Origin of the sequence: Pradoshia sp. D12, assembly GCF_008935075.1 — a bacterium.
Lineage (GTDB): Bacteria > Bacillota > Bacilli > Bacillales > Pradoshiaceae > Pradoshia.
On sequence record NZ_CP044545.1, the window covers coordinates 2,772,285 to 2,794,730 of the forward strand.

The 22,446-nt window shown below is 38.3% G+C and carries 26 protein-coding genes; 3 read left to right on the top strand and 23 right to left on the bottom strand.

The features are described from left to right. Positions 1–297: 297 nt before the first annotated feature. The 11 genes from F7984_RS13265 to spoIIIAA form a co-directional block, all read right to left on the bottom strand. A complete protein-coding gene (locus F7984_RS13265) occupies positions 298–705 on the bottom strand; it encodes an Asp23/Gls24 family envelope stress response protein (protein ID WP_066104947.1) in 408 nt (135 codons plus the stop codon). A gap of 29 nt (positions 706–734) precedes the next feature. Further along, the gene (gene accC, locus F7984_RS13270; RefSeq protein ID WP_066104950.1) at positions 735–2,087 is read right to left on the bottom strand and encodes an acetyl-CoA carboxylase biotin carboxylase subunit; all 1,353 of its coding nucleotides are present in this window, start codon (positions 2,085–2,087) and stop codon (positions 735–737) included. 13 nt (positions 2,088–2,100) lie between these two features. Beyond that, a complete protein-coding gene (gene accB, locus F7984_RS13275; protein WP_066104953.1) occupies positions 2,101–2,592 on the bottom strand; it encodes an acetyl-CoA carboxylase biotin carboxyl carrier protein in 492 nt (163 codons plus the stop codon). A 754-nt stretch (positions 2,593–3,346) separates the two neighbouring features. Then, positions 3,347–3,910, bottom strand: coding sequence for a SpoIIIAH-like family protein (locus F7984_RS13280; RefSeq protein WP_140462036.1), 564 nt, complete (start codon positions 3,908–3,910; stop codon positions 3,347–3,349). A gap of 20 nt (positions 3,911–3,930) precedes the next feature. Continuing rightward, positions 3,931–4,590, bottom strand: a complete 660-nt coding sequence (gene spoIIIAG, locus F7984_RS13285; protein WP_066104959.1) for a stage III sporulation protein AG — start codon at positions 4,588–4,590, stop codon at positions 3,931–3,933. Continuing rightward, a complete protein-coding gene (spoIIIAF, locus tag F7984_RS13290) occupies positions 4,587–5,213 on the bottom strand; it encodes a stage III sporulation protein AF (protein ID WP_066104961.1) in 627 nt (208 codons plus the stop codon). Before spoIIIAF ends, spoIIIAG begins: the two co-directional genes overlap by 4 nt. A 12-nt stretch (positions 5,214–5,225) precedes the next feature. Next, positions 5,226–6,422, bottom strand: a complete 1,197-nt coding sequence (spoIIIAE, locus tag F7984_RS13295; RefSeq protein ID WP_066104964.1) for a stage III sporulation protein AE — start codon at positions 6,420–6,422, stop codon at positions 5,226–5,228. Positions 6,423–6,459: 37 nt separating this feature from the next. Next, the gene (gene spoIIIAD / locus F7984_RS13300) at positions 6,460–6,843 is read right to left on the bottom strand and encodes a stage III sporulation protein AD (protein WP_140462035.1); all 384 of its coding nucleotides are present in this window, start codon (positions 6,841–6,843) and stop codon (positions 6,460–6,462) included. 26 nt (positions 6,844–6,869) lie between these two features. Beyond that, positions 6,870–7,073, bottom strand: a complete 204-nt coding sequence (gene spoIIIAC, locus F7984_RS13305; RefSeq protein WP_049670184.1) for a stage III sporulation protein AC — start codon at positions 7,071–7,073, stop codon at positions 6,870–6,872. Between the two features lie 21 nt (positions 7,074–7,094). Beyond that, entirely contained in the window at positions 7,095–7,610 is a 516-nt protein-coding gene (spoIIIAB, locus tag F7984_RS13310) for a stage III sporulation protein SpoIIIAB (RefSeq protein ID WP_140462034.1), read from the bottom strand. Next, positions 7,607–8,530 (bottom strand): stage III sporulation protein AA, encoded by a 924-nt coding sequence (gene spoIIIAA, locus F7984_RS13315; RefSeq protein WP_140462033.1) that lies wholly within the window; start codon positions 8,528–8,530, stop codon positions 7,607–7,609. Before spoIIIAA ends, spoIIIAB begins: the two co-directional genes overlap by 4 nt. Before the next feature lie 56 nt (positions 8,531–8,586). Between spoIIIAA and F7984_RS19135 the strand changes: the two genes are divergently transcribed. Beyond that, positions 8,587–8,730: a hypothetical protein gene (locus tag F7984_RS19135; protein ID WP_180350001.1), complete on the top strand. Its 144-nt coding sequence runs from the start codon at positions 8,587–8,589 to the stop codon at positions 8,728–8,730. 78 nt (positions 8,731–8,808) lie between these two features. On the opposite strand, the gene efp is transcribed toward F7984_RS19135, so the two are convergent. The 4 genes from efp to F7984_RS13335 form a co-directional block, all read right to left on the bottom strand. After that, positions 8,809–9,366: an elongation factor P gene (efp, locus tag F7984_RS13320; protein WP_066104976.1), complete on the bottom strand. Its 558-nt coding sequence runs from the start codon at positions 9,364–9,366 to the stop codon at positions 8,809–8,811. 21 nt (positions 9,367–9,387) lie between these two features. After that, positions 9,388–10,449, bottom strand: coding sequence for a M24 family metallopeptidase (locus F7984_RS13325; RefSeq protein WP_139892486.1), 1,062 nt, complete (start codon positions 10,447–10,449; stop codon positions 9,388–9,390). 22 nt (positions 10,450–10,471) lie between these two features. Then, a complete protein-coding gene (aroQ, locus tag F7984_RS13330; protein ID WP_139892488.1) occupies positions 10,472–10,906 on the bottom strand; it encodes a type II 3-dehydroquinate dehydratase in 435 nt (144 codons plus the stop codon). Between the two features lie 68 nt (positions 10,907–10,974). Continuing rightward, positions 10,975–11,487 (bottom strand): YqhR family membrane protein, encoded by a 513-nt coding sequence (locus F7984_RS13335; RefSeq protein ID WP_066104981.1) that lies wholly within the window; start codon positions 11,485–11,487, stop codon positions 10,975–10,977. A gap of 132 nt (positions 11,488–11,619) precedes the next feature. Between F7984_RS13335 and F7984_RS13340 the strand changes: the two genes are divergently transcribed. After that, positions 11,620–12,567 (top strand): DUF1385 domain-containing protein, encoded by a 948-nt coding sequence (locus F7984_RS13340; RefSeq protein ID WP_066104984.1) that lies wholly within the window; start codon positions 11,620–11,622, stop codon positions 12,565–12,567. 86 nt (positions 12,568–12,653) lie between these two features. After that, entirely contained in the window at positions 12,654–13,046 is a 393-nt protein-coding gene (locus F7984_RS13345) for an SA1362 family protein (protein WP_077248061.1), read from the top strand. 157 nt (positions 13,047–13,203) lie between these two features. On the opposite strand, the gene F7984_RS13350 is transcribed toward F7984_RS13345, so the two are convergent. From F7984_RS13350 to splB, 8 genes are all read right to left on the bottom strand, one after another. Further along, positions 13,204–13,812: a hypothetical protein gene (locus tag F7984_RS13350; RefSeq protein WP_066104987.1), complete on the bottom strand. Its 609-nt coding sequence runs from the start codon at positions 13,810–13,812 to the stop codon at positions 13,204–13,206. After that, positions 13,812–14,429: a phosphate starvation-inducible protein PhoH gene (locus F7984_RS13355; RefSeq protein WP_140462032.1), complete on the bottom strand. Its 618-nt coding sequence runs from the start codon at positions 14,427–14,429 to the stop codon at positions 13,812–13,814. The genes F7984_RS13350 and F7984_RS13355 overlap by 1 nt, the downstream gene beginning before the upstream one ends. 855 nt (positions 14,430–15,284) lie before the next feature. Further along, on the bottom strand, positions 15,285–16,073 hold the full coding sequence (locus F7984_RS13360; protein WP_066104997.1) for an ABC transporter ATP-binding protein: 789 nt from the start codon (positions 16,071–16,073) through the stop codon (positions 15,285–15,287). Further along, positions 16,074–17,567 (bottom strand): ATP-binding cassette domain-containing protein, encoded by a 1,494-nt coding sequence (locus F7984_RS13365; RefSeq protein WP_140462031.1) that lies wholly within the window; start codon positions 17,565–17,567, stop codon positions 16,074–16,076. Then, entirely contained in the window at positions 17,548–18,459 is a 912-nt protein-coding gene (locus tag F7984_RS13370; protein ID WP_225983604.1) for an ABC transporter permease, read from the bottom strand. Before F7984_RS13370 ends, F7984_RS13365 begins: the two co-directional genes overlap by 20 nt. 67 nt (positions 18,460–18,526) lie before the next feature. After that, on the bottom strand, positions 18,527–20,110 hold the full coding sequence (locus F7984_RS13375) for an ABC transporter substrate-binding protein (protein WP_140462030.1): 1,584 nt from the start codon (positions 20,108–20,110) through the stop codon (positions 18,527–18,529). 301 nt (positions 20,111–20,411) lie between these two features. Next, positions 20,412–21,308: a patatin-like phospholipase family protein gene (locus tag F7984_RS13380; protein WP_066105006.1), complete on the bottom strand. Its 897-nt coding sequence runs from the start codon at positions 21,306–21,308 to the stop codon at positions 20,412–20,414. Between the two features lie 61 nt (positions 21,309–21,369). Further along, a complete protein-coding gene (splB, locus tag F7984_RS13385) occupies positions 21,370–22,398 on the bottom strand; it encodes a spore photoproduct lyase (protein ID WP_066105011.1) in 1,029 nt (342 codons plus the stop codon). Positions 22,399–22,446 lie beyond the last annotated feature (48 nt).

The following is a 22,446-nucleotide window of genomic DNA, read 5'->3' on the forward strand; positions in this document are numbered from 1 at the left end:
ACATCATGACAAGTAAAGGTAGTATAGTAACATCATTTAAAGATTGTCATTAAGTGATTTACTATTAACTTACCTGCAGATGCGAACGACATCTTAGGTCTCCCATTATTTCCTTTATAGTGAACTATATACAAAATTTGTTTCCAAAAAATAAAAGCACTCAGTATGGCTGATCTACCCCAAGAAAGTTAGATGAATACCTAACTTAATATAGGGAAGTTCAGTTCTGAGTGCTTTTTAGTCGGTGCGTCAGTGCCACAATGAGGGCAGCCTATACACCATTAGTTATACAATTATTTAGATTGTATCCTGGTAATCTGATTCAGCTTTAGCTGTTTCAAATTGAATGCCAACAATATGAATATTCACTTCAGTTGCTTCAAGAGCAGTCATATTTAATAATGTTTGGCGGATATTCTCCTGTGCTTCCTGAGCTACTTTCGGGATAGATACACCGAATTTCACAAGGCAATAAACATCAATTTTAATGCTGTCCTCATTAAGTTCAACTTTTACACCTTTGCCATGATTCTTTTTACCAAGCTTTTCTACAACACCTGAAGCAAAATTACCTCGCATTTGGGCAATTCCTTCTACTTCACTTGCTGCTATACCAGTGATCACCTCAATAACTTCAGGGGCAATTTCAACCTTGCCCAATCCATCATCATAGCTCTCTAAATCTACTGTTTGATTTTGTTCCATGTCATACACCTCCAAATCTTCTACCTCTATTATGGATTCATAACGTCATAAGTTTCAAGAAATTTTGTGTTAAAATCTCCAGAAACAAAAACATCATGGTTCATTAACCTTAAATGAAAGGGTATGGTTGTTTCAATACCTTCGACTACAAATTCTGATAATGCACGTTTCATTTTTTGAACAGCTTCGTCTCTCGTTGGAGCATGGACTATCAATTTTGCTACCATAGAATCGTAATATGGAGGAATAAAATAGCCTGTATATGCTGCCGAATCAACCCTTACGCCAAATCCACCTGGGGGTAAATACATTTCCACTTGACCCGCTGACGGCATAAAATTTTTATTCGGATTTTCCGCATTGATTCTGCATTCAATTGCCCAACCGTTAAATTGAACATCATTTTGCTCAACCGATAATTTTTCACCGGAGGCTACTCTGATTTGCTCCTTAATTAAATCAATTCCAGTCACCATCTCTGTAACAGGATGTTCAACTTGAATCCTTGTATTCATTTCCATGAAATAAAATTTTCGCTTGTGATGATCGAAAATAAACTCAACTGTTCCCGCTCCGGTATAATCGACAGCTTTTGCTGCAGTCACTGCCGCTTCGCCCATTTCGGCTCTCATTTCACTATCAATTGCAGGCGAAGGTGTTTCTTCTACGAGCTTTTGCATTCTTCTTTGAATTGAACAATCTCTTTCACCTAGATGGATGACATTCCCAAACGTGTCCCCTAAAACCTGAATTTCAACATGGCGGAAATCTTCAATAAATTTTTCAATATAAACACCGGGATTGCCAAAAGCAGTTAATGCCTCTTGGCGGGTAATGCGAAAACCTTTTAGCAGATCGGCTTCATCTCTTGCTATTCGAATCCCTTTACCGCCGCCCCCGGCAGTCGCTTTAATAATGACCGGATATCCGATGTCAGAAGCAACCTGAATGGCAGCATCTTCATCATCCACAATTCCTCTCGAACCTGGCACTACCGGTACACCGGCCGCGCGCATGGTCTCTCTAGCTACATCCTTTGTACCCATTTTTGAAATAGCATCCGCTGACGGGCCAATAAAAATCAGATGACATTCTTTACACATTTCGGCGAAATCAGCATTTTCGGCTAAAAAGCCGTAGCCTGGATGAATAGCATCACATCCTGTTAATTTTGCCAGACTGATTATATTTACCTTATTTAAATAACTGTCCTTAGAGGCAGTGGGCCCAATACAGTAGGCTTCATCCGCAATTTGTACATGCAGGGCAGTTTTATCAGCTTCAGAATAAACAGCTACCGTTTCAATATCTAATTCCTTGCAGGCGCGGATAATTCGAACGGCAATTTCACCACGGTTTGCAATTAGTACTTTCTTTATCATGAGTCGGTTCCTCCTATTCGGCTTTTACTAAAAACAGAGGTTGACCGTATTCAATCAATTGGCCATCTTCCACCAATACTTCCACAATCTCACCGGAAACTTCAGCCTCAATTTCATTAAACAATTTCATCGCTTCCACAATGCAAACAATTGTATCCTTCTTAACTTTTTCACCAATTTTTATGTATGGGTCTTCATCAGGCGATGATGCTCCATAAAATGTGCCAACCATTGGCGAAGTAATCTTGTGAAGGTTGGATGGTTGTTCTGTTTTTTCTCCCACAACAGGCGGTTTCTCTTCTATACTCTCAGATTGAACCTCTTGTTTAGATACAGATTGTACTGCCGGTGCAGGCACTGGTGCATCTGTTGGTTGTATACTGTTTTCTAATCCAGTACTTTTAATAATTTTTATTTTTGTACCCTCTTGTTCAAACTCAAACTCATTAATAGTTGTTTGGTTAATTAATTTTATAATTTCTCTTATTTCCTGTACTTTCATCAGGAACCACCCCTCCTATTTATGACCAGATACTAATATAATACTATAATAGCTGGTAGAAATTCAATTTTGATAAATAGATACCCCTTTTGCAAGTTTCTAATTTTTGTTAAAAAGATTATTAAAAAAATCCAGTTATTCAGTCTGTATGCGCATACAAAACTTACTCTAGCTGCTTGATTCGGCAATGAAGTGAGTAGTTTATTTCCTCAAAAAAAGCATTTAAATTTCACTAGTAAAATCTCTATAGATCAATTTAGAAGCTTTCCTAATTTAACTCCCTCCTCTGCTTTCTCTTATGGCAGGTTATTTACAAGTTCGATAAAAACACCTCACAATCCTTTTTATTTACATATAAAATTATTGGATTGTTTACTAAAACTAATAATCCCACCCTGAGATGAGCTACGTTAAATATCTGTAAAACTATATAAACAGAATTTTGACGGCCTGCTTTTAAAGAGTTTCCTAATCTCTCTGGACGTATTCCAGATAACCACAGATTACCTAAAATCTTTTTCAGATACGTCAGCTTGTCCGATTCCATTTTTATTTACTGATAGATACACATACTTGCTTCTTCCTGCCAATACTAACATTATGAAAACACTGTTCACCTGATTACGCTCCATCATATGCCGGCAGATCTGATTTGAATTATATAAACTAGCAATTATGGAGGGGAATTGGCTTTTAAAACTTTCCTTACACCAAAAACGATATCGGCAGCTCACCGATATCGTTTTATAGATTGGTACTATTTTTCCGGTTGAAATTCAACAGCAACTGCATTTGTTTTGCCAATTTCTTTTGTGACCATTTGGATAATTTCATTTGCAGCCCCTGCATCCTGTTTATCAGCTTTTACGGTAATTTGAATTTGATCACCATCAGCCCTTACCAATGCGTCTTTATAACCAAGTGCAATAATCATCGTCTCTAGCATATCCTCTTTTGTGGACATTTCGGCCAATGCCTCAATCTGTGCGTGTGCTTCCACTCTCTCTTCTTCCGATAAATCGCTTGAAGCGACTTTATTTGTCAGTTCCTCTTTCTGCCTGCTTCTTTCATCATTCAGATCAATACGCATCGCTTCAAAAATAGAATCACTTGATTCATTTGTTATAACTGTGGAAGACTCTTCATTTTCAGTTGAATCTTTAGACGAATTTGTATTTGTATTTGTTTTTTCTTTCGTAGTCTGAGTATCCTGTTCCTGATTTACCGCTGTATCCTGTGGTGTTGTTATATAATATACACTTAGCACCGCCACCAAACTTAACATCGTCAATAACCAAACTGTTTGCTTTCTTAACAACATATTTTTCCTCCTTAAAATCCTTATTTTTTAGCTGATACGGCTACACGGTGACTTGGTACATCCAGCACCCTGGTTACCGCATCAATGATTTCCTTTTTTACACGAACATCATCTGCTCCCTTTGCCACAATTAATACTCCACGAATAGCCGGTTTCTTCGTTTCTCTAACCAGAGGAACCTCTTTATCCCCTTCGCGTATAATCACAATCTTTTCATCTGTTGAAAAATCCTCAACCTTTCTCTGCCCGCCATCACGGTCTGTTTCTTCTGTTGTTTGGCGCTGCGCGACTGAATTCTTTTCGTAAACCTTTGTTTCTGTTGCGTCAATATTGACGATAACGGATACATTTGATACCCCTTGCATCGTTTCCAATGTACCCTTCAATTCACTTTCATACATTTTTTCAATATCTCCGATTGATCCAGACTTTTTTGATGAAGTTGATTTCCAGGTCGTGACCGCTTCCTCTTCTTTCTGATTTTGCGTAGAACTCGCTTGAAAAACTTTATTTGTTTGTCCATTTTCAGAGGTGGGTTTATTCGTAAACATGCTTGCCACCATCAGTAATATACCGGCAATTAAAATAATGGCAAGATACCGATATGTTTTCTTTTGTTTGCCTCCCTCATCTCCTTTGGACAATAAGTCCTTAATCTTTTGAATCCAATCATTCTTCAAAGCCCATCACCCCCTTCATTTAATCCGATTACAATTTTATTTGAATCGATCCCCCATATATTAGATAGTATTGTGGATAGTTCGGATGACGGTATATCATTCATATTGGTTTGTTTCTGATCAATGTTAATATCAATTTTTTCTACGGGCTGCACAACCTCTGAGCTGGACTCTTGGCTTTCTGCCACAAATACGTGTATGGTTTCAATATTTTCTACATTCATTTCTCCATTCTTATCCAAAAGTGTAATTGTAATATCTTGAATGGCATAATTACTTTGGTCCATCAGCTCCTTTTCTGCTTCATTCTTTAATTGGACAGCCATATGTTCCAATATATATGCCTGCTGTGTCTCTTCTATTTCTCTTTTCTTACTTTCCATTGAATTTTCTAATTTTGGATTTTTCCATGTACTGCTCTGCATGATTTTTTCCTGAATGTTACTTGTAAAATTTTTATTAAAAATAGATAGAATGGGAGCGATGAAAACAGCGATCAAAAGTAACCCGATAACTAGCTTTGTATATTTCTGCATGGTCGAGTTTGGGAGAAGCATGTCCAAAATGATCGCAAATAAGATAAAAACGATTATATTAGTTACCCAGTCAGTTAAAATACTCATTCATTCAGCCTCCTATCGAACCATCATCGTGATATTTCCTGCAGCCACGATTACAGTAACAGTCAGGAAGAACATAAGGCTGACAATGGCCAATGCAGCGAAAACGAAAATGATATTTTTACTGATGATCTCGAGACACTTAATCATCTGCCCAGCTCCAAGCGGTTGTAAAATCGCTGCAGCCACCTTATATACCATGGCGATTAACAATATCTTTAAAGCTGGAAAAGCTGTCATAATCAATAGAATGACCACACCCGCTATCCCAACTGTATTTTTTAAGAGGAGAGATGCTCCAATTACGGTATCAGCTGCATCGGTAAACATCCTTCCAACTACCGGAATAAAATTCCCAGTCACAAATTTTGCTGTTCTGATCCCAATTCCATCCGCCACTGCAGTTGATACTCCTTGCACGGAGATCACTCCTAGAAATACGGTCATGAAGATACCCAGCAATCCCACACTCCAGGTTCGTAATAATCCAGCTAATTGAGTGACCTTGTAGTGCTCAGAAAGCATGCTGACTATGCTTAGCAGAGTCGATAGAAATAACATCGGCAAAACAATATATTCAATTAACGCTCCACTCGTATTCATTAAAAACAGGAGCATCGGATGAAAGAATGCTGATGACAGAACACCTCCAGAGCTTGCGATTAGCGCAAGCAATAAAGGGATTAAGGCAACCAGAAAATCCGTGATGGCGGCAATCGTATCTATCACATAATCAACTGCTACATAGAAGCTATTCAGTGCAATAATCATCAAAACCATAAAGACAATTGCATTTGCCACTTTACTGACAGATGTTTTTTCAAATGTGCTTTGCAATGTTTGCAGAAAGACACTGAATACAGTCAACAGAATGAGCGTTCCGAGTAATTTTCCATTAGCAATAATTTCATGGAAGATGAATTTGAGAATACCACTGAGCCATTCTTTTAAAGAGAATTTTTTCTCTCCACTTATAAAATCTACAAAGCTTCCTTTTTGGGACTCAGGCAAAAAACCTCCATATTCCTCGTAAACCGAATCCCAAAATTGTTTTAAATCATCAAGAGGAATATCGCCCACATTAAATGTTTCAACAGCCTGCGTTTCTTCTGGCAAATCAGTAGAGGTGGGAGAGGCTTGAGTTGTTTGGCCATTGCTTAAGCTAAGAATTAGAAATAGAATGATGATACTTGTCCACTTTAATTGCTTCATTTATTCTTCAGCCCCTTTAAACCTTTCACCACAATGATTAGTTAGGAATCATCTGAATGACACTTTCAATAATGACCGTTAAAATTGGAATGGCCATCGTGAGGATAATAATCTTTCCAGCCAATTCAATTTTTGAAGCAATTGCACCCTGCCCAGCATCTTTTGTTATTTGTGATGTAAATTCAGCGATATAGGCAATTCCAATGATTTTCAAAACTGTTTGTAAGTAAATCATATTCACATTTGCATTAACGGCCAATTGCTGAATCATTTGAATGATTTCGTAGATTTTATCTATCAGAAAAAGAAATATAGCGCTTCCGACAAATACAACAAGTAAGAAAGCTAAATTTGGCTTTTGTTCCTTGATGATCATTGCCAGAAATGCTCCAACCAGTGCAACACCCGTTATCTGCAACATTTCAATGGCTCATCACCCCAATATTCCTATTGAAATAAAAACACGGATTTAATTCGATCAATCAACTGACCTACCACCTGTGCCACATTAAATAAGATATAAATAAAACTCACCAATATGACCCATTGTGAATATTCCTTCTTGCCCACCTGATCAAGAATCGTATGAATGAACGCAACAATCAGCCCGACCCCTGCAATTTTAAAAATAATATCGATATCAATCCCCATAACCCACTATCCTCCCTCTCGCTACATCATTAAAATGGCAATGAGCAGACCTGCAAAAAAACCTAGACTTCTGGCCATTTTGTCGTATTTCACCTGCTTATCAACGGCATCTGCTTCCTCCCTCTCGAGATGAACCAATGCCAACTGAATTTGTTTTTGCTGGCTCTCCCGATCATGTCTACCTAATGTTTCTCCGAATTGGAGAAGGATATCTATTTCTTTTTGCTGTAGTTCTGATTGTTTTCTTACCACTTCAAGACTTTCACCCCATGCTGCCGACACAGATTGATTGGCTGAGCCGAGCCTGCCTGCAAAGTCCGTAAAAAGAATCGAAACTGGAGCAGGAATTTGTTTCGCCAGTGTTAATACCGCTTCTTTTAAGGGAGAATGCCCATACATAATTTCAGCTTCCAAAATTTGAAGTGCCGCTCGTAAATCACGGATATGTTTAGGTCTGGTGATTAATTTTTTAGAAACTTCAAAGCCGATAAGGGATGTAGCTATAACAATTAAAACTGCACCTAAAATTTTAATCATATTCTCACTCTTTCCCCATCAAATAGCACCTTGCCTGTACGATCTTTTATTTTTGATATACATCCTGGCCGATCTATTCTCTTGAGTTCCACAATTCTCTCAAAATTAGCTTCCTGTACGATGTTTTTCATGATGGGTCTGGCTAATATATCATCAAGCGAATGTCCATGCGCCGTTATAAAGAGCGTTATACCAGCGTTTACGGCTTCCATCATCGCCTCAGCATCTTCTATTCTTCCGATTTCATCGGCCGCAATGATTTCCGGGCTCATAGATCTAATCATCATCATCATTCCTTCAGCCTTTGGGCAGCCATCAAGCACATCTACTCTGATACCGAAATCCATTTGTGGAACTCCTTGAACACATCCAGCAATTTCAGATCGCTCATCTACAATCCCCACTTTCATCGCACGGATCGGATAGGAGCGATCTCCACTGGAAGCATAGCGGGCTAGATCTCTTAAAAATGTTGTTTTCCCCGTTTGCGGCGGTCCGATAATCAGAGTCGATAGCCAACGATTATGATATAAATACCGAACCCATTCATTTACCAACCCCTTCTTTTGTCTGGCAATCCGGATATTAAAAAAAGTGATATCTCTAAGTCCCTTCACTCTTCCATTTTCCAGAATAACTCTCCCTGCCAAACCAATACGATGTCCTCCCTGAACGGTTATATAACCGCGTTTTAACTCTTCCTCGAGCATATAAAAGGAAAACTGGCTGACTTTATTAAGAAATAAATCTGCATCCTCCCGTAATACAGGCTTATGCCCATACGAGATTCGATTTCCGAACATGACTTCAAGCGGTCTTCCAACTCTAATTCTTATTTCTTCAATATCCCCCGGGTTTTTGGCTATTTCTTTTAGCTCTGCGCCAATAGCCGGAGGTAATAATTCAATGATTGAATCCATATCTCTCCCTCGCCTGGTCTGTCATTATTTAAAATGTATTCATGGACAGGCCGTTTATGACTTTTTTAGAAACAAACGCGCGGTTAAATGACTATAACCGTAAAATAAAAATCTCTTTAGATTCGGAAAAAGGTATAGAGATAGAAGAATCCAGTAAATTAATTGGAATGGCGGAACTAAGGAAAGGTGGAATTGGATGACGGGGTTGTTCACTATATATTTTGGCTTAAACAAAAAACTCCCGGGAATTTATTCCCGGGAGTCTTTACACCTATTTATTAACCTCTTGATACATAAGATGCATCAGAAGTATTGATGATCAGTTTGTCACCTTCATTTACAAAGAAAGGAACTTGAACAGTAAGACCAGTTTCAACAGTAGCTGGTTTCGTACCGCCTGATGCTGTATCACCTTTGATACCTGGTTCTGTTTCAGTTACTACCAATGTAACAGTTGTTGGAAGCTGAACGCCAAGTGTTTCCGTTTGGAACATCATGATAGACACTTCCATGTTTTCTTTCAAGAATTTCAATTCATATTCGATTTGCTTAGATGACAATTCGATTTGATCATATGTTTCGTTATCCATAAACACATGATTATCTCCACTTGCATATAAGTATTGCATTTTACGGTTTTCGATATGTGCTTTAGCAACTTTTTCACCAGCACGGAAAGTTTTCTCCTGGATAGCACCTGTACGAAGATTACGTAATTTAGAACGTACAAACGCAGCTCCTTTACCAGGTTTTACGTGTTGGAATTCAATTACTTGCCAGATACCGCCATCCACTTCAATTGTTAAACCAGTTTTAAAATCATTAACAGAAATCATACAATATAGCCTCCTACAGCCTTATAAAATAAGTAAATCTTTCGTTGAATGAGTAAAGGTTTCGTTAGAATCATCCGTAATAAGGAGATCATCTTCAATTCTTACTCCTCCAACTCCAGGTAAATAAATACCAGGTTCACAAGTGACAGTCATGCCTTTTTCCAAAATAATATCAGATTTAGCAGAAAGTCCAGGACCTTCGTGCACTTCAAGCCCAATCCCATGTCCAAGGGAATGACCGAAGTATTCCCCATATCCTTTGGCAGCTATGATATCTCTTGCAAGAGCATCTGCTTCGCGACCTGTCATACCCGGTTTAATATGCTCCATTGCATACAACTGAGCTTCCAGGGTAACATCATAGATTTTCTTTAATTCATCAGTTGGGTTACCGACCGCCACTGTACGTGTAATATCAGATATATACCCATTATAAAGGGCACCGTAATCCATTGTGACAAAATCGCCTTTTTCTATTACTTTTTCTGTTGCAACACCGTGCGGCAATGCAGAACGTGCACCAGAAGCGACAATGATATCAAATGATGATGAAGTAGCCCCTGCTTTACGCATAAAGAATTCTAATTCATTTGATACTTCTATTTCAGTTAAACCTGGACGAATATACTCAATAATATGTTTAAATGCAGCATCTGCTATGTCTGCTGCTTCCTTTAATATCTTAATCTCTTGCGGTGTCTTAATCAAGCGCAATTTTTCAACAACATTGGAAACAGGAACAAGTTCACCTTCCACAACTTTTTCATATAACTTATAGGTAGCATAAGTAAGGTCATCCTGTTCAAACCCGATTTTTTTTGCATTCATTTCCTTCAATTGAGCCGCTATCTCATCTTGAATTGGTCCGCTATGTTTGACAATCTCAAATCCAACTGCCTGTTTACCCGCTTGCTCCACGTATCTAAAATCTGTAATAAATTTTGCATCCTTCTGGGAAATTACGACTACTCCCGCTGTTCCAGTAAAGTTAGAAATATATCTGCGGTTATATGGGTTTGTAATAATGATAGCATCAATATGTTCCTGACTTAATCTTTCACGCAATCTCTGAATTTTTTCCATTGAATAGACCTCTCCCTCATGATTAAGTAGTCAATAAAGCACGTAACGCCAATTCATAGCCATTCAACCCAAGCCCTACAATTTGACCCTTCGTGACAGGGGCAGTGACAGATTGATGACGAAAAGGTTCTCTGGCATGGACATTTGAAATATGTACTTCTATTACCGGAACTGAAATAGAGGCGATCGCATCCCGTATCGCATAGCTGTAGTGCGTAAATGCCCCTGGGTTTAAGATAATCCCTGAAGCCGAGTTTGTTTCCGCCTCATATAGCCTATCTATTATCGCTCCTTCGTAATTGGATTGAAAACACACCAATTGCGCCCCGAGTTTTATAGACTGAGTCGCTAACGACTCTTCAAGATCTGCAAGAGTCGTTCTTCCATAAATCTCGGGCTCTCGAAACCCCAGATAATTTAGATTTGGTCCGTTGATTAAATAAATTTTTTTATCCATAACCAGGCTCCCGTGTTTTAAAGTGATACTTTCAATTTTAACACAAGAGTGAAAAATTCGACTACCTATTACTGGACGGAATCCACTTTTACTTTCTTTCCTTCCTCTGCCTCTAGTTTCCGTTCATGATATTCAAAACTAATGGAGTACCCGACAAATAGTCCGTACAAGACAAAGATACATAGTGTCGTTACAATGGTATCCGCTGATAGTTCCCCAACCGTTTTCATTCCTGGAAATAATGGCCTTAATACAAGGAATGAAAGACCCCACAGAGCAATCCCATAAACAATACCAATCCAATAAGATTGCATCTTACGAAAAATAAAGGAGTAAACATAAGCAAAGAGCATAGAAATAAGACACAGGCATAAAATTGACAGTACCACGCCCATCCACCCTTTAACAAAATCGGCTTTCACCCATGTGCGAAGAAGAAATGTTGGACCTATTTCCGTAAAATGAAAATAGTGACAGATTTGAAAAATCGCACCCCAAAGCAATCCTCCATAAAATCCAACTGAATTAATTACACCATAATAGCCCATCGGCTTTTTCAGCTTTTCTTTTGCTGTTTCCATATCCAATCACCTCACAACTGCTAGTATGTGCGAAATAGACAAAGTTCATAAGAGAAATGGAAACAATCACTAGTGAAATAGAGAAAAATTCTGTAGAATAGATAATATAGACAACTTAACCATTATGGAGTGATGAATAAATTGGATAATAAGCCAATCTACGGCGGACAGGCTGTATTAGAAGGTGTAATGTTTGGAGGCAAACATTGTACCGTTACAACCATTAAACGAAAAGATGGATCATTCGATTCCTATGCATTGCCAAAAACAAGCCATCCCCTGCTGATAAAATTAAAAAAGATTCCGTTTCTGCGTGGTATTGTGGCTTTATTAGAATCCAGTGCAATCGGCTCCAAGCATTTATCTTTCTCTACAGATCGATATGACGTTGACCCAGCAGATGACCATAAGATTGAAGAAGAAGAAACGTCTAAACTGGGTATGATTTTGGGCGTAGCAGGCATTGGGATTTTATCCTTTATACTCAGTAAATTACTTTTTACCGTAGTACCAATATTTTTGGCTGTTATTTTTAAGAGCATAGCACCCGGAGAAACAGTACAAGTATTATTAGAAGGTTTTTTCAAACTCACATTATTATTACTATATATCTATATCGTATCGTTAACACCGCTCGTAAAAAGAGTCTTTCAATACCATGGGGCAGAACATAAGGTTATCAACGCATTTGAAAGCAATAAGGAATTAACGGTGGAAAATGTTCGTAACGCATCTAGATTGCATTATCGATGCGGAAGCAGCTTTATTTTATTCACCGTATTTGTTGGAGTTTTTCTATATATGTTCGTTCCTTCTGATGTCCTTTATATTCGTATTTTAAACCGAATTGCCTTAATACCAATTGTCCTAGGTGTATCATTCGAAGTACTGCAGTTAACCAATAAAGTACGTAACGTTCCTGTATTGCGCTTTTTAGGTTATCCGGGACTATGGTTGCAGCTTTTAACGACAAAGGAACCAAGCGATGAACAAATTGAGGTAGCCATCGTATCATTTAACAAAATGCTCGAAACTGAAAATAACTACAAACAAGGTTTACTCGAAGAAAAAATAGTGTAAAGAATAATAAAAGAAAAATAATTTCCTTGCTTATTGTTTATTTTTTCCTAAATATGCCAATGATGCTCTTAAAGGAGGTGCTTTCTGTGAATCGTAAGAATTCGATGATTATTATTTATATCCTTCTTGGTTTCGCAGCTTTGGGGTTAATTTCCACTTTGATAAATAACCCGTTCGAACTAATTAAAAACGTACTCATTGGAGCCGCTGTTGTTGGGTTGATTTATTTTGTTATTACACGATTCAGGAATGGTAACTCGGGTGGAGAGTATCAGGCATACAGGAAAGCAGCCCGAAAAACAATCAAGAAGAAACGTAAACATGAAATGATTAAAACAAAAAGAAGCAAACATAATACACATGGATTAACTGTCATTTCTAAAGAACAGCTGATTAACAGACCTAAGAAAAAGTCAGATGTCAAACTGACTGTCATAGAAGGAAAGAAAGCACGTAAAAAAAACCGGGCCCTTTTTTAAAGAGTTCGGTTTTTTACGTGCTTTCGTTAAAGAACAATATGATTGATACTTTAATCCTTATTTCACCTAACGGGTAAAATTAGAATAATAAGCTAGGGTGATTATAATAAAGGATAATCCATAAGTTATAGATTAAAAGTTTAACTGATAAATTGACTTATTTAAATTCTCCACGATACAACCATGGAAAAAGGCCATCTAAAAATCGTTCAGTTGCCGGCATAAAATAGGAACCATAATGATAGTCAGGATCAAGAGTCGTAATAATCCAAGTGCCCTTAGTTGATTGTTCATCTATATACAGTACAGATCCGCCATCATCCGTAGCTATAAGTGTGGTAGCATGCTCTGGTGGCCAAAATACTCCGTGTTGATGCCATGTTGAATCCTCAAGCGTAATATACTTAAAAAATTCATGGTCATCATTTTTAGTTACTAACCCACTATTTGCATTTTCTTCAAGCCACCACCAAAAATTCGTCTCGCGTTCTTCCCATTTTTGATTAGGGAGCCATTCCCATGGCTGTGGACCCATAGCCACAATAATACCGCCCTGATCAGCAAACTCATAGAACTTCTCTTTATTATCAAGCAGTATTTGACCATTTAATTGAGAAGGAACAATCAACACATCAAATCCTGTTAAATCAAAATCTTTCAATTCAAGCTGATAAATAAGAGAGTCTATGAATTGCGCATACTTTGGCTCATGAAAAGTTCTATAATGCGGCGCATGCCCGCCATAAATCACAGCTATTTTTCTCATTATGCCTCAACTCCTTTGGTGCGTACTATTTCCTTCTTAAGAACCTCTATAAAATGAGGAGTTATTTGATTTGTTGTGTTTTTCCGCTGACCATATCCTAATAAACTCCTGCCAGCATGAACAATAACTGTCCCATTCGTTGTTTCACGATCAATGTACGTAATGGCCTTACCATCTGTAAATGTTAGGCAAATCTCCGCATGTTTCGGTGGCAAATAAAAACCTCTTGCAAAGAAACCTGCAACACCCTTCGTATATACCATATCCTCTACTTTTACACCTTTAAAAATCGGTGAATCCTCAGGAACCTCTACTAGGTAATCCTGATGGCCGCGAATCTTCTTCGGCATCATTGGCGTACAGCCTGGCAGCCATTCTCTGAATAAGTGGCCACAAAAGACAACAATCTTTCCTTCGTTTAAGAATTGCTCTATTTTTTCTTTATGTTTATACAAATACTCCTGATCTGCAAAATCCGTAATAACCAAAACTTTGTATGGAGCCAATTCAATGTTTGCAAACTCATATTCCATTAATTTAGTATGTTGACCGGATGATAATTCTGTTTTATAACCAAATGCATGATTCGGACATAGTTCCAGTATTTTAAGTTCCATTGTATCTCCTCCTTGTGTTGAGTAATCTAGCTTCAACTCCTAACTCCTCGAGTCATAAGTGTAGCCACTACAGGAGGAAAGATCACCTCCCTACGTGCCTCCTCTTATGCTTGTCGGAGCTGGGCAGTCGTTTCAGCTTTTTGCGCAATCTAGCTTCAACGGCTAGAAGCTCAGGACATAAGCATAGTCTCTGCGGAGGGCTACAGGACGTAGGTCACGAAGGCGTTGCCACACGATGTGGCGCTCTTAGCCTTTGTTCCTTAAAGCCTTCCCCTACGAGCCTCTGTCTTATGCTCTTCGCGGGCCTACAGGATGTAGGTCATGAAGACGTTGCCACACGACGTGGCGCATTTAGTCTTCGTTCCTTAAATCAGCCGTCTCAGCTTTTTATTTAATCCAGCTTCAGGGCCTAGCCGCTCGAGGTCGTAAGAATAGCCACTACGGAGGCCAACACGATGTTGGTCACAAAGACGTTACCACAGGATGTGGTGTCTTTAGTCTTTGTTCCATCAAACACTCTCCCTGCGCACCTCCTCTTATGCTCTTCGCGGGCCTACAGGATGTAGGTCATGAAGACGTTGCCACACGACGTGGCGCATTTAGTCTTCGTTCCTTAAATCAGCCGTCTCAGCTTTTTATGTAATCTAGCTTCAACGGCTAGAAGCTCAGGACATAAGCATAGTCTCTGCGGAGGGCTACAGGACGTAGGTCACGAAGGCGTTGCCACACGATGTGGCGCTCTTAGCCTTTGTTCCTAAAAACCTTCCCCTACGAGCCTCTGTCTTATGCTCTTCGCTTCTGGGCAAGCCGTTTCAGCTTTTTATTCAATCTAGCTTCGACTCCTAGGAGCTCGAGTCATAAGCAAATACTCTGCGGGGAAGAACTTTCCCTTCGAGTATTCGTCTTATGCTCTTCGCTCCTGTTCAGTCGTCTCAGCTTTTTATTTTCAAAGTAGTAGCATGCCTCTACTAATTTTTTTGTGTAGGGATGTGTTGAGTGGTTTAGAACTTGAGAAGGAGGTCCGCTTTCGACAATGGTCCCTGTCTCAAGTACCATCATTCGATCTGCTACATTACCAACAGACTGAATTCGGTGCGTAATGTATAAAACAGACATATGGAATTCAACCTGAAATTTCTTTAATAGATTGATGATTAACTTTTCTGTTTGCGGATCCAGAGCAGATGTAATTTCATCGGCTATTAAAAGCTTAGGATTCATTAATAAAGCTCTAATAATAGCTAATCTCTGTTTTTGTCCTCCGGAACATTGGCTTGGTTTTTTTGCTAATAATTCCGTCGGTAAGTCCGCCTTAGCCATTAATTCTTTTATTTTCTTTTTTATTGATTCCGGCTTTTCCTTTTTAAGTACAAGCGGTTCCATTAAACTTTTCTCCATTGTCCAAAACGGGTTAAAAGAACGCTCCGGATTTTGATAAATATATTGAATCGTACAACATGGCTCTTTTTCAACAAGTCCGCTTGTCGGTGATTGAATTCCCATAATAATTTCAGCCGTTGTAGATTTACCTGACCCTGATTCTCCTATCAAACAAATAAATTCATTGCACAAAATCTCAAAATTGATTCCCCGAAGCACATCCTGATTTTGGTAGCTTTTATTTACATCTTGAACTCTTAACATTCATTGCACTTCCTTCATCAGTTGTTTATCACTTAAACTAAAAATCCGATCCGAGATTGCATACGCTACATCTAAATCATGCGTGATAAATAATAGACTGATCCCATGTGAACGGACTTTTTCCTCCAAGAGTTCCACTACTTCTTTTTTCAATATAGGATCCAGCGCACTTGTGCATTCATCTGCAATCACAAAAGCTGGTTTATTTACCAGAGAGAGTGCGATTAGAGCCCGGCTCAACATGCCGCCGGAGCACTCATGCGGATACTTGTCCAAAATGTTTTTATTTAACGCGACTTCCACAACACTCTTCTCAGCTTCCACAAGACTTATACCGGTTTCTAAAAACTGTTCTTTTATTTTTAATACTGGATTAAATGCCGCCCGTGCATCCTGATAGATAAATGAGCATGTTTTCCAGTAGTGCTTTTCTCTAAAGGATTTCTCGCGAACAGACTCACCGTCATATGTAACATCGCCAACCCAGTTCTCAGCCGGCAATAATCCGTACAAAGCTCTGGCTATCGTTGTTTTTCCACTGCCTGAAGGCCCAATCAAACTCACAATCTCTCCTCTTTTGATCGTAAGCTCGATATTTTCAACAATAGTAGTCTCGTCATATGTAACCTGCTCCAAGTGACAATATAAATCGCGAGACTTGCCGGTCACTGGTGTTGTACCCTTTTGTTTCTTTGTTTTTGAAGACTTCTTCTGTTTATCTTCCAATAAGAAAGCAAGCGAAACCGATGTGATGAGCAGCATAATCACTGGCGGCAATACAATCCATGTCCATTGGCCAGTTAAGAAAATAGATGTTTGTGTGAAAGCCATATTTAACATGCTTCCCCAAGATATCACATTCGGGTCACCCAAACCTAGGAATGCTAAACCTGCTTCTGTCAAAACAGCAGATTGAAATGTCATCACGAATTTAGTCTTTATGATGGGCTGCAATTGCGGAAGAATATGAGATTTCAATACATAAAAAGAACTGCCACCAAACAGCGCCGATGCTTTTACAAATTCTCTTTCTTTTAATGTTAAAACTGAGGATCGAATAATTCTCATATAACCCGGCCACGATAAAAGACTTAAAATGATTACAAGCTGAATTACACCAGAACCCGTAAAAGCAACAACCAATAATATCAAAAGCAAATTTGGAAGCACTAATAAAATATTGGCCAGCCCGTTAATGAATTTATCGAATTTCGGCAAATATCCCGCTGCCAGTCCCAGCAATACACTTAAAACTGTCGAACACAGAGCAATACAAAGTCCAATTAAGACACTTGTACGGGTTCCATATAATAATTGGCTAAATATATCCTGACCTAAACGATTTGTACCCAGCCAATGCTCAGATGAAGGAGGTTCAAACAATCCTCCGCTATAATCCATTGCTGAATAAGGAGAAAGTAATGGACCAAAGAATGCCAACAGCATGACCACGGCTAAACAAAGTAAAGGGAACTTATAGAACTTTTTCAACATGTTTGCCCCCTCTAACACGTGGATCTAGTTTAGGATAAATAGAATCTGCCAGTGCATTGCAAATCAAAATCATAACAGCAAATAATAAAAACAGACCATGCATCAATGGGTAATCCCGTGAAAGAATGGACTCTTTTAATAACTGCCCAATTCCCGGGTAAGAAAATAACGTCTCTACAAAGATTGCTCCTGTAAAGGTGTAGCCAATTCTTATCATAATCAGAGTAAATATAGGTATTAAAACATTTTTAAACGCATGTCTGAAAACTAACCGGATTTCCCTGACGCCCTTCATCTTCGCAAATTCAATGTAAGGTGAGGAAGCTACCTGAATCGTTTCATTACGCACGAGTAAATAGATCCTTGTCAGGTTTACCATGGTTAATGTCACTATTGGTAAAATAGCATACTTAGCCGCATCATTAACTTTTACCCATATTGATTCGCTATCCATAAACGGTGTATGGGCTCCGCTCATTGGAAGCATATCCAGCATAACTCCAAACACAATAAGCAATAGCATACCGAATAAAAATTCGGGTAAAGCGCCAATTGCCAGCATTGTTGACATGAATGTTTTATCACCTTTTTTATGATGAACCCAACCCGATAGCAGTCCTAAAAAAATACCAATTACAATGGATAGAACAGAAGAAATTCCGACAATCCATAGCGTGTAAGAAATATGGTCCATTATGATATCATTAACAGGCAATTTATAAGTATATGAAAATCCAAAATCAAACTGTACGATGCCAACTATATAATCAATAAATTGTTCGGCCATTGAATCATTCAGCCCATAATATTCAATCATTGAATTCTTTTGTTGCTCTGTTAAAGTTGCACCACTTTCCTGCCCCTCTAAATATTCAAGAGGTCCCCCCGGCATTAGTCGAGGAAGAAAAAAATTTAAGAGAATCAAGATAAGAAGAAGAGAACCGTACAGCTTAAAAATTTTAATCATATTCAATAAACGCTGCCTTGTTATCTGTTAATGGAATTCCGTCTGAAATACCACCATATGTGTTAAACCATTCATCAAATACATTAGCATCATAAACAAAGTAGAACGGGCGATGGTAAATCACTAATGTAGGCAGCTCTTCAGCTAAAATATCCTGCATAGAATCAACTGTTTCGTTACGCTCTTCCCCTTCTTGAGACAGTTGTTTACTAGCCAACTCGTTAAATTCTTGATGATTGAATACAGCATTCCCAGCATATGCATTGCTTGCCTGACCAGAGAACCATAAGCGGAGGAAATCAGGATCCCCACTTAATCCAATGTGCCCTGTTAAAGCCATATCATATTTCCCTTCACTCATAGCAGTTGTAAAAGTAGCTGTATCTACTGTTTGAATTTGCAATTTCACCCCTACATCAGCAAGCATTGATCTCATTAATTCGGCTTCCTGAGGAGTAGAAGAAACCAGAAGTTTTAAGCTAAGCTCTTCTCGAACACCATTTTTATTTTTTTCATATCCGAGTGAATCTAACATTTCATTTGCTTGATCCACATCATAATCATATTTTTTTACATCTTCATTAAACCAATCCGAATCAGGTGGAATTACCCCTCCGCTACCAACAATGGTTTTGGAATTCCCCAATACTTTTTCTGCTATTTCACCTCGATTAAGTGCATAGGCAATTGCTTGACGTAGCCTTTTATCACTTAACTGTTCATTTTCCAAATTAAAAACAATACGAACTGCGCTTCCTGTTGGATTACTTTGAAGCGCTTTAAACCCTTGTTCTTCCATTTGCTTCACTTCTGTATAGTTATACGTCATGCCGCCGGTTATTTCCCCTTTTTGCAGGGAGAGCATTTTATTCTCTACATTCAAATATTGAACTTCCTTAACCGTAACATCACCTTTGAAATAAGCCTCATTTGCTAGGTAACGATAATTACCAGTCGAGCTGTTATAGCTATCAAGAACATATGGACCTGTACCTATTAATGCATTTTCTTCCGTATATTCCATTGGATTTTCGATTTCTGACCAGATATGCTCTGGTAGAATTGGAAGAATTCCGGAAATTTCAGTGATAAATGGGGAATATTCCTCGGTCAACGTAATTGCAACTTTGTGATTTGATATTTTCTTTAGTGAAGCTATTTTAGACATATCTGCATTCCACTGGAACGCATGTTTCTTAAAATAGTTATATGAAAAGACAACATCATCGGCGGTTAATGATTCTCCATCATGAAACTGCACATCTTTTTCTAAATTAAACGTGTATGTTAGCTTGTCCTCAGATACTTCCCAGGAAGATGCCAGCCAAGGAATTACCCCAGTCTCATCTTTCCAAGTAAGCGAGTCAAAAATGAAACTGCTGCGTAAATATCCTCCGGGACCATTTGAGGTAAATGTAAATGGAGATGGGAACCCACTATCTGCCCATGCAATCTTCACGGTCTTATTTTTTTCAGATGCCTTTGAATCTGTATTTGTATTTGGTGAAGTGCCACCACCTGAACATCCTGCGAGCAGGATGAATAATGATAGTAGTAAAAATGAAATCCTTTTCATCCATACAACTCCCTTTCAACATATGATGGTTCTTATCATATAACAGTTGATAATGATTATCAATATCATTATTTTAAAAAATTATAATCGTTTAATAAATGAGAAAAACGTCCTATACAAAATACACTATATAATGGAAAATATTACTAATATATAAAGAAAATGTTTTTATTTTCTCATTCAATTTATTATATCAACATATTCTTATCGTTTATAACTATTAAGAGCCACTCTTTTTGAGACAAAAAAAGCACCCTACTATTAGTAGATGCTACAAAGTGTACTTGTTTATTATTTTATATCATCTGATTCGGTAAACCCAATCCTTAAGAAAATGCTTCGCCGCTTCTTTACCTTGATCAATTAATACTAGCCGCTGATTGTCAGAAATAGAAAACTCTATAAATCCCGCCTCTTTAATTGGTATAAACACAATGTTTTTAACGAATTTTCTTGAAATATATCTGGCATCATGAGCATTCCTCATCGTTTCAAATAAAGATGTAAAAAGTTCGATTGCATTATTGATATCACGCTCATGGACCACTGCTTGTTGTTTTTCTGGTACCAGCCTTAATCCCAGCACCGGTCTCTCAGCGATAACATTATCTTGATCAAACAGCCACATAGGAAAATTACTTAAAACCCCGCCATCTACGATAACCCTTTTCTCCCCTACCGTTCGAAGCGTAATCGGCTGAAAGAAAAAGGGGACAGAGCAGCTCATACGAATCGCTCTCGCCACTAAGAACTGATTGGGGTTTATATTATATTTTGGCAGATCATCCGGCAAAACCATCAATCTTCCATTTGTTAGATCAGATGCAATAACTCTCAATTGTTTATCAGCTAAATCTGCAAATGTCCTAATATTTTTCCTGGCCAATACCTCTTTAATCCATAGCTCCAAGGCATCCCCTTTGTAAAGTCCCATACTCCAATATAATTTGAGCCATTTGGCTAGTGGAAAATGTTTATTTTTTTTTGTTTCCAATAGCTTCGTTAATTTAACGCTTTTCATAATTTCATTAATTTCGCTCCCTGAGTACCCCGCTGCTATAAACCCGGCAATGATTGCGCCTGCACTTGTTCCGGCTACTCTTTTAAACCGATATCCCTGCTTCTCTAATTCAATTACTGCCCCAATAAGAGCAAACCCTTTTATACCTCCTCCGGAAAACACTCCGTCAATAAACAAATAAAACCCCTCCCCCCTTACTTACTCATTTTTAATCTGGGAGAGAGAGGTTTAGAACACATTAGGTAAAGTATTGTATTTCTGCATTCGGAAAGAACTCTTTGATTGAGTTTTCTATATGAGTTTTCAAAGCATTCGCTTCTTCATCAGGATAGACATATTTCCCTATACCGTATTTCCCCCATTTATACTTACGCTTCGTTTCATCCATCTCAAGCTTTGTCTTAGGATATCGTGCTTGAATAACTTTTTTTGCCGGCTTTGTAAAGCGATGCTGGATGAGTTCAAAGCTAATTTTCATCATGGACAGCTCTTCACCTAACGCATGCCTCAAACGATCAAATAATTCGTAATATCCTTCTTCCCAGCCTTCATGCATATATATCGGAGCGACTATAAACCCAAGATGATATCCCGCTGCTGCCACTTTTCGAGCAGCCTCCAACCGCTCATCAAACGAAGAGGTTCCTGGCTCAAAATTTTTTATAACATAACGGGAGTTTATGGAGAAGCGGAAACTGGTTTTTCCATTATGTCTAGCATCAAGCAAATGATCGACATGATGAAATTTAGTTACAAATCGTAATCTTCCATATTCAGTACTGCCGATAAAATTAATCGTTTCCTTTAAGGAATGCGTGAGGTGATCAATACCTACTATATCGGAGGTACAAGCCGCCTCAAATCTTGTGATTTCCGGCGCTCTCTGTTCCATATATTTACTTGCCTGTTCAAAAATCTCTTCTAGATTCACGTACACTCTAATATAGGGCTTACTGCCAAGCGTTGTTTGTAAATAACAATAATGACAATGCCCCATACATCCTGTAGCCAGCGGGATCGCATACTCTGCTGAAGGCTTTGATGTATCAAATTTTAATGTCTTCCGTATTCCAATCACCATCGTGGATTTGGCGATTCGATATTTTTGCAGTTCATTATCACCGGGCAAATCGCGAATCTGATTATGGGATGTGGTTTGCCTAATTTCCACTGGCAGGCTCTGAAATTTTTCATATAAAGCCTTTCCTAACGGATATTCCAATGCTTTAGGTTCAAAATAAACTAATTGAGGAATAAATGGTTTCATGTTTTTCACCTACTTAACAGATAGTGTGTTCAGAAATAAAAAAAAGGA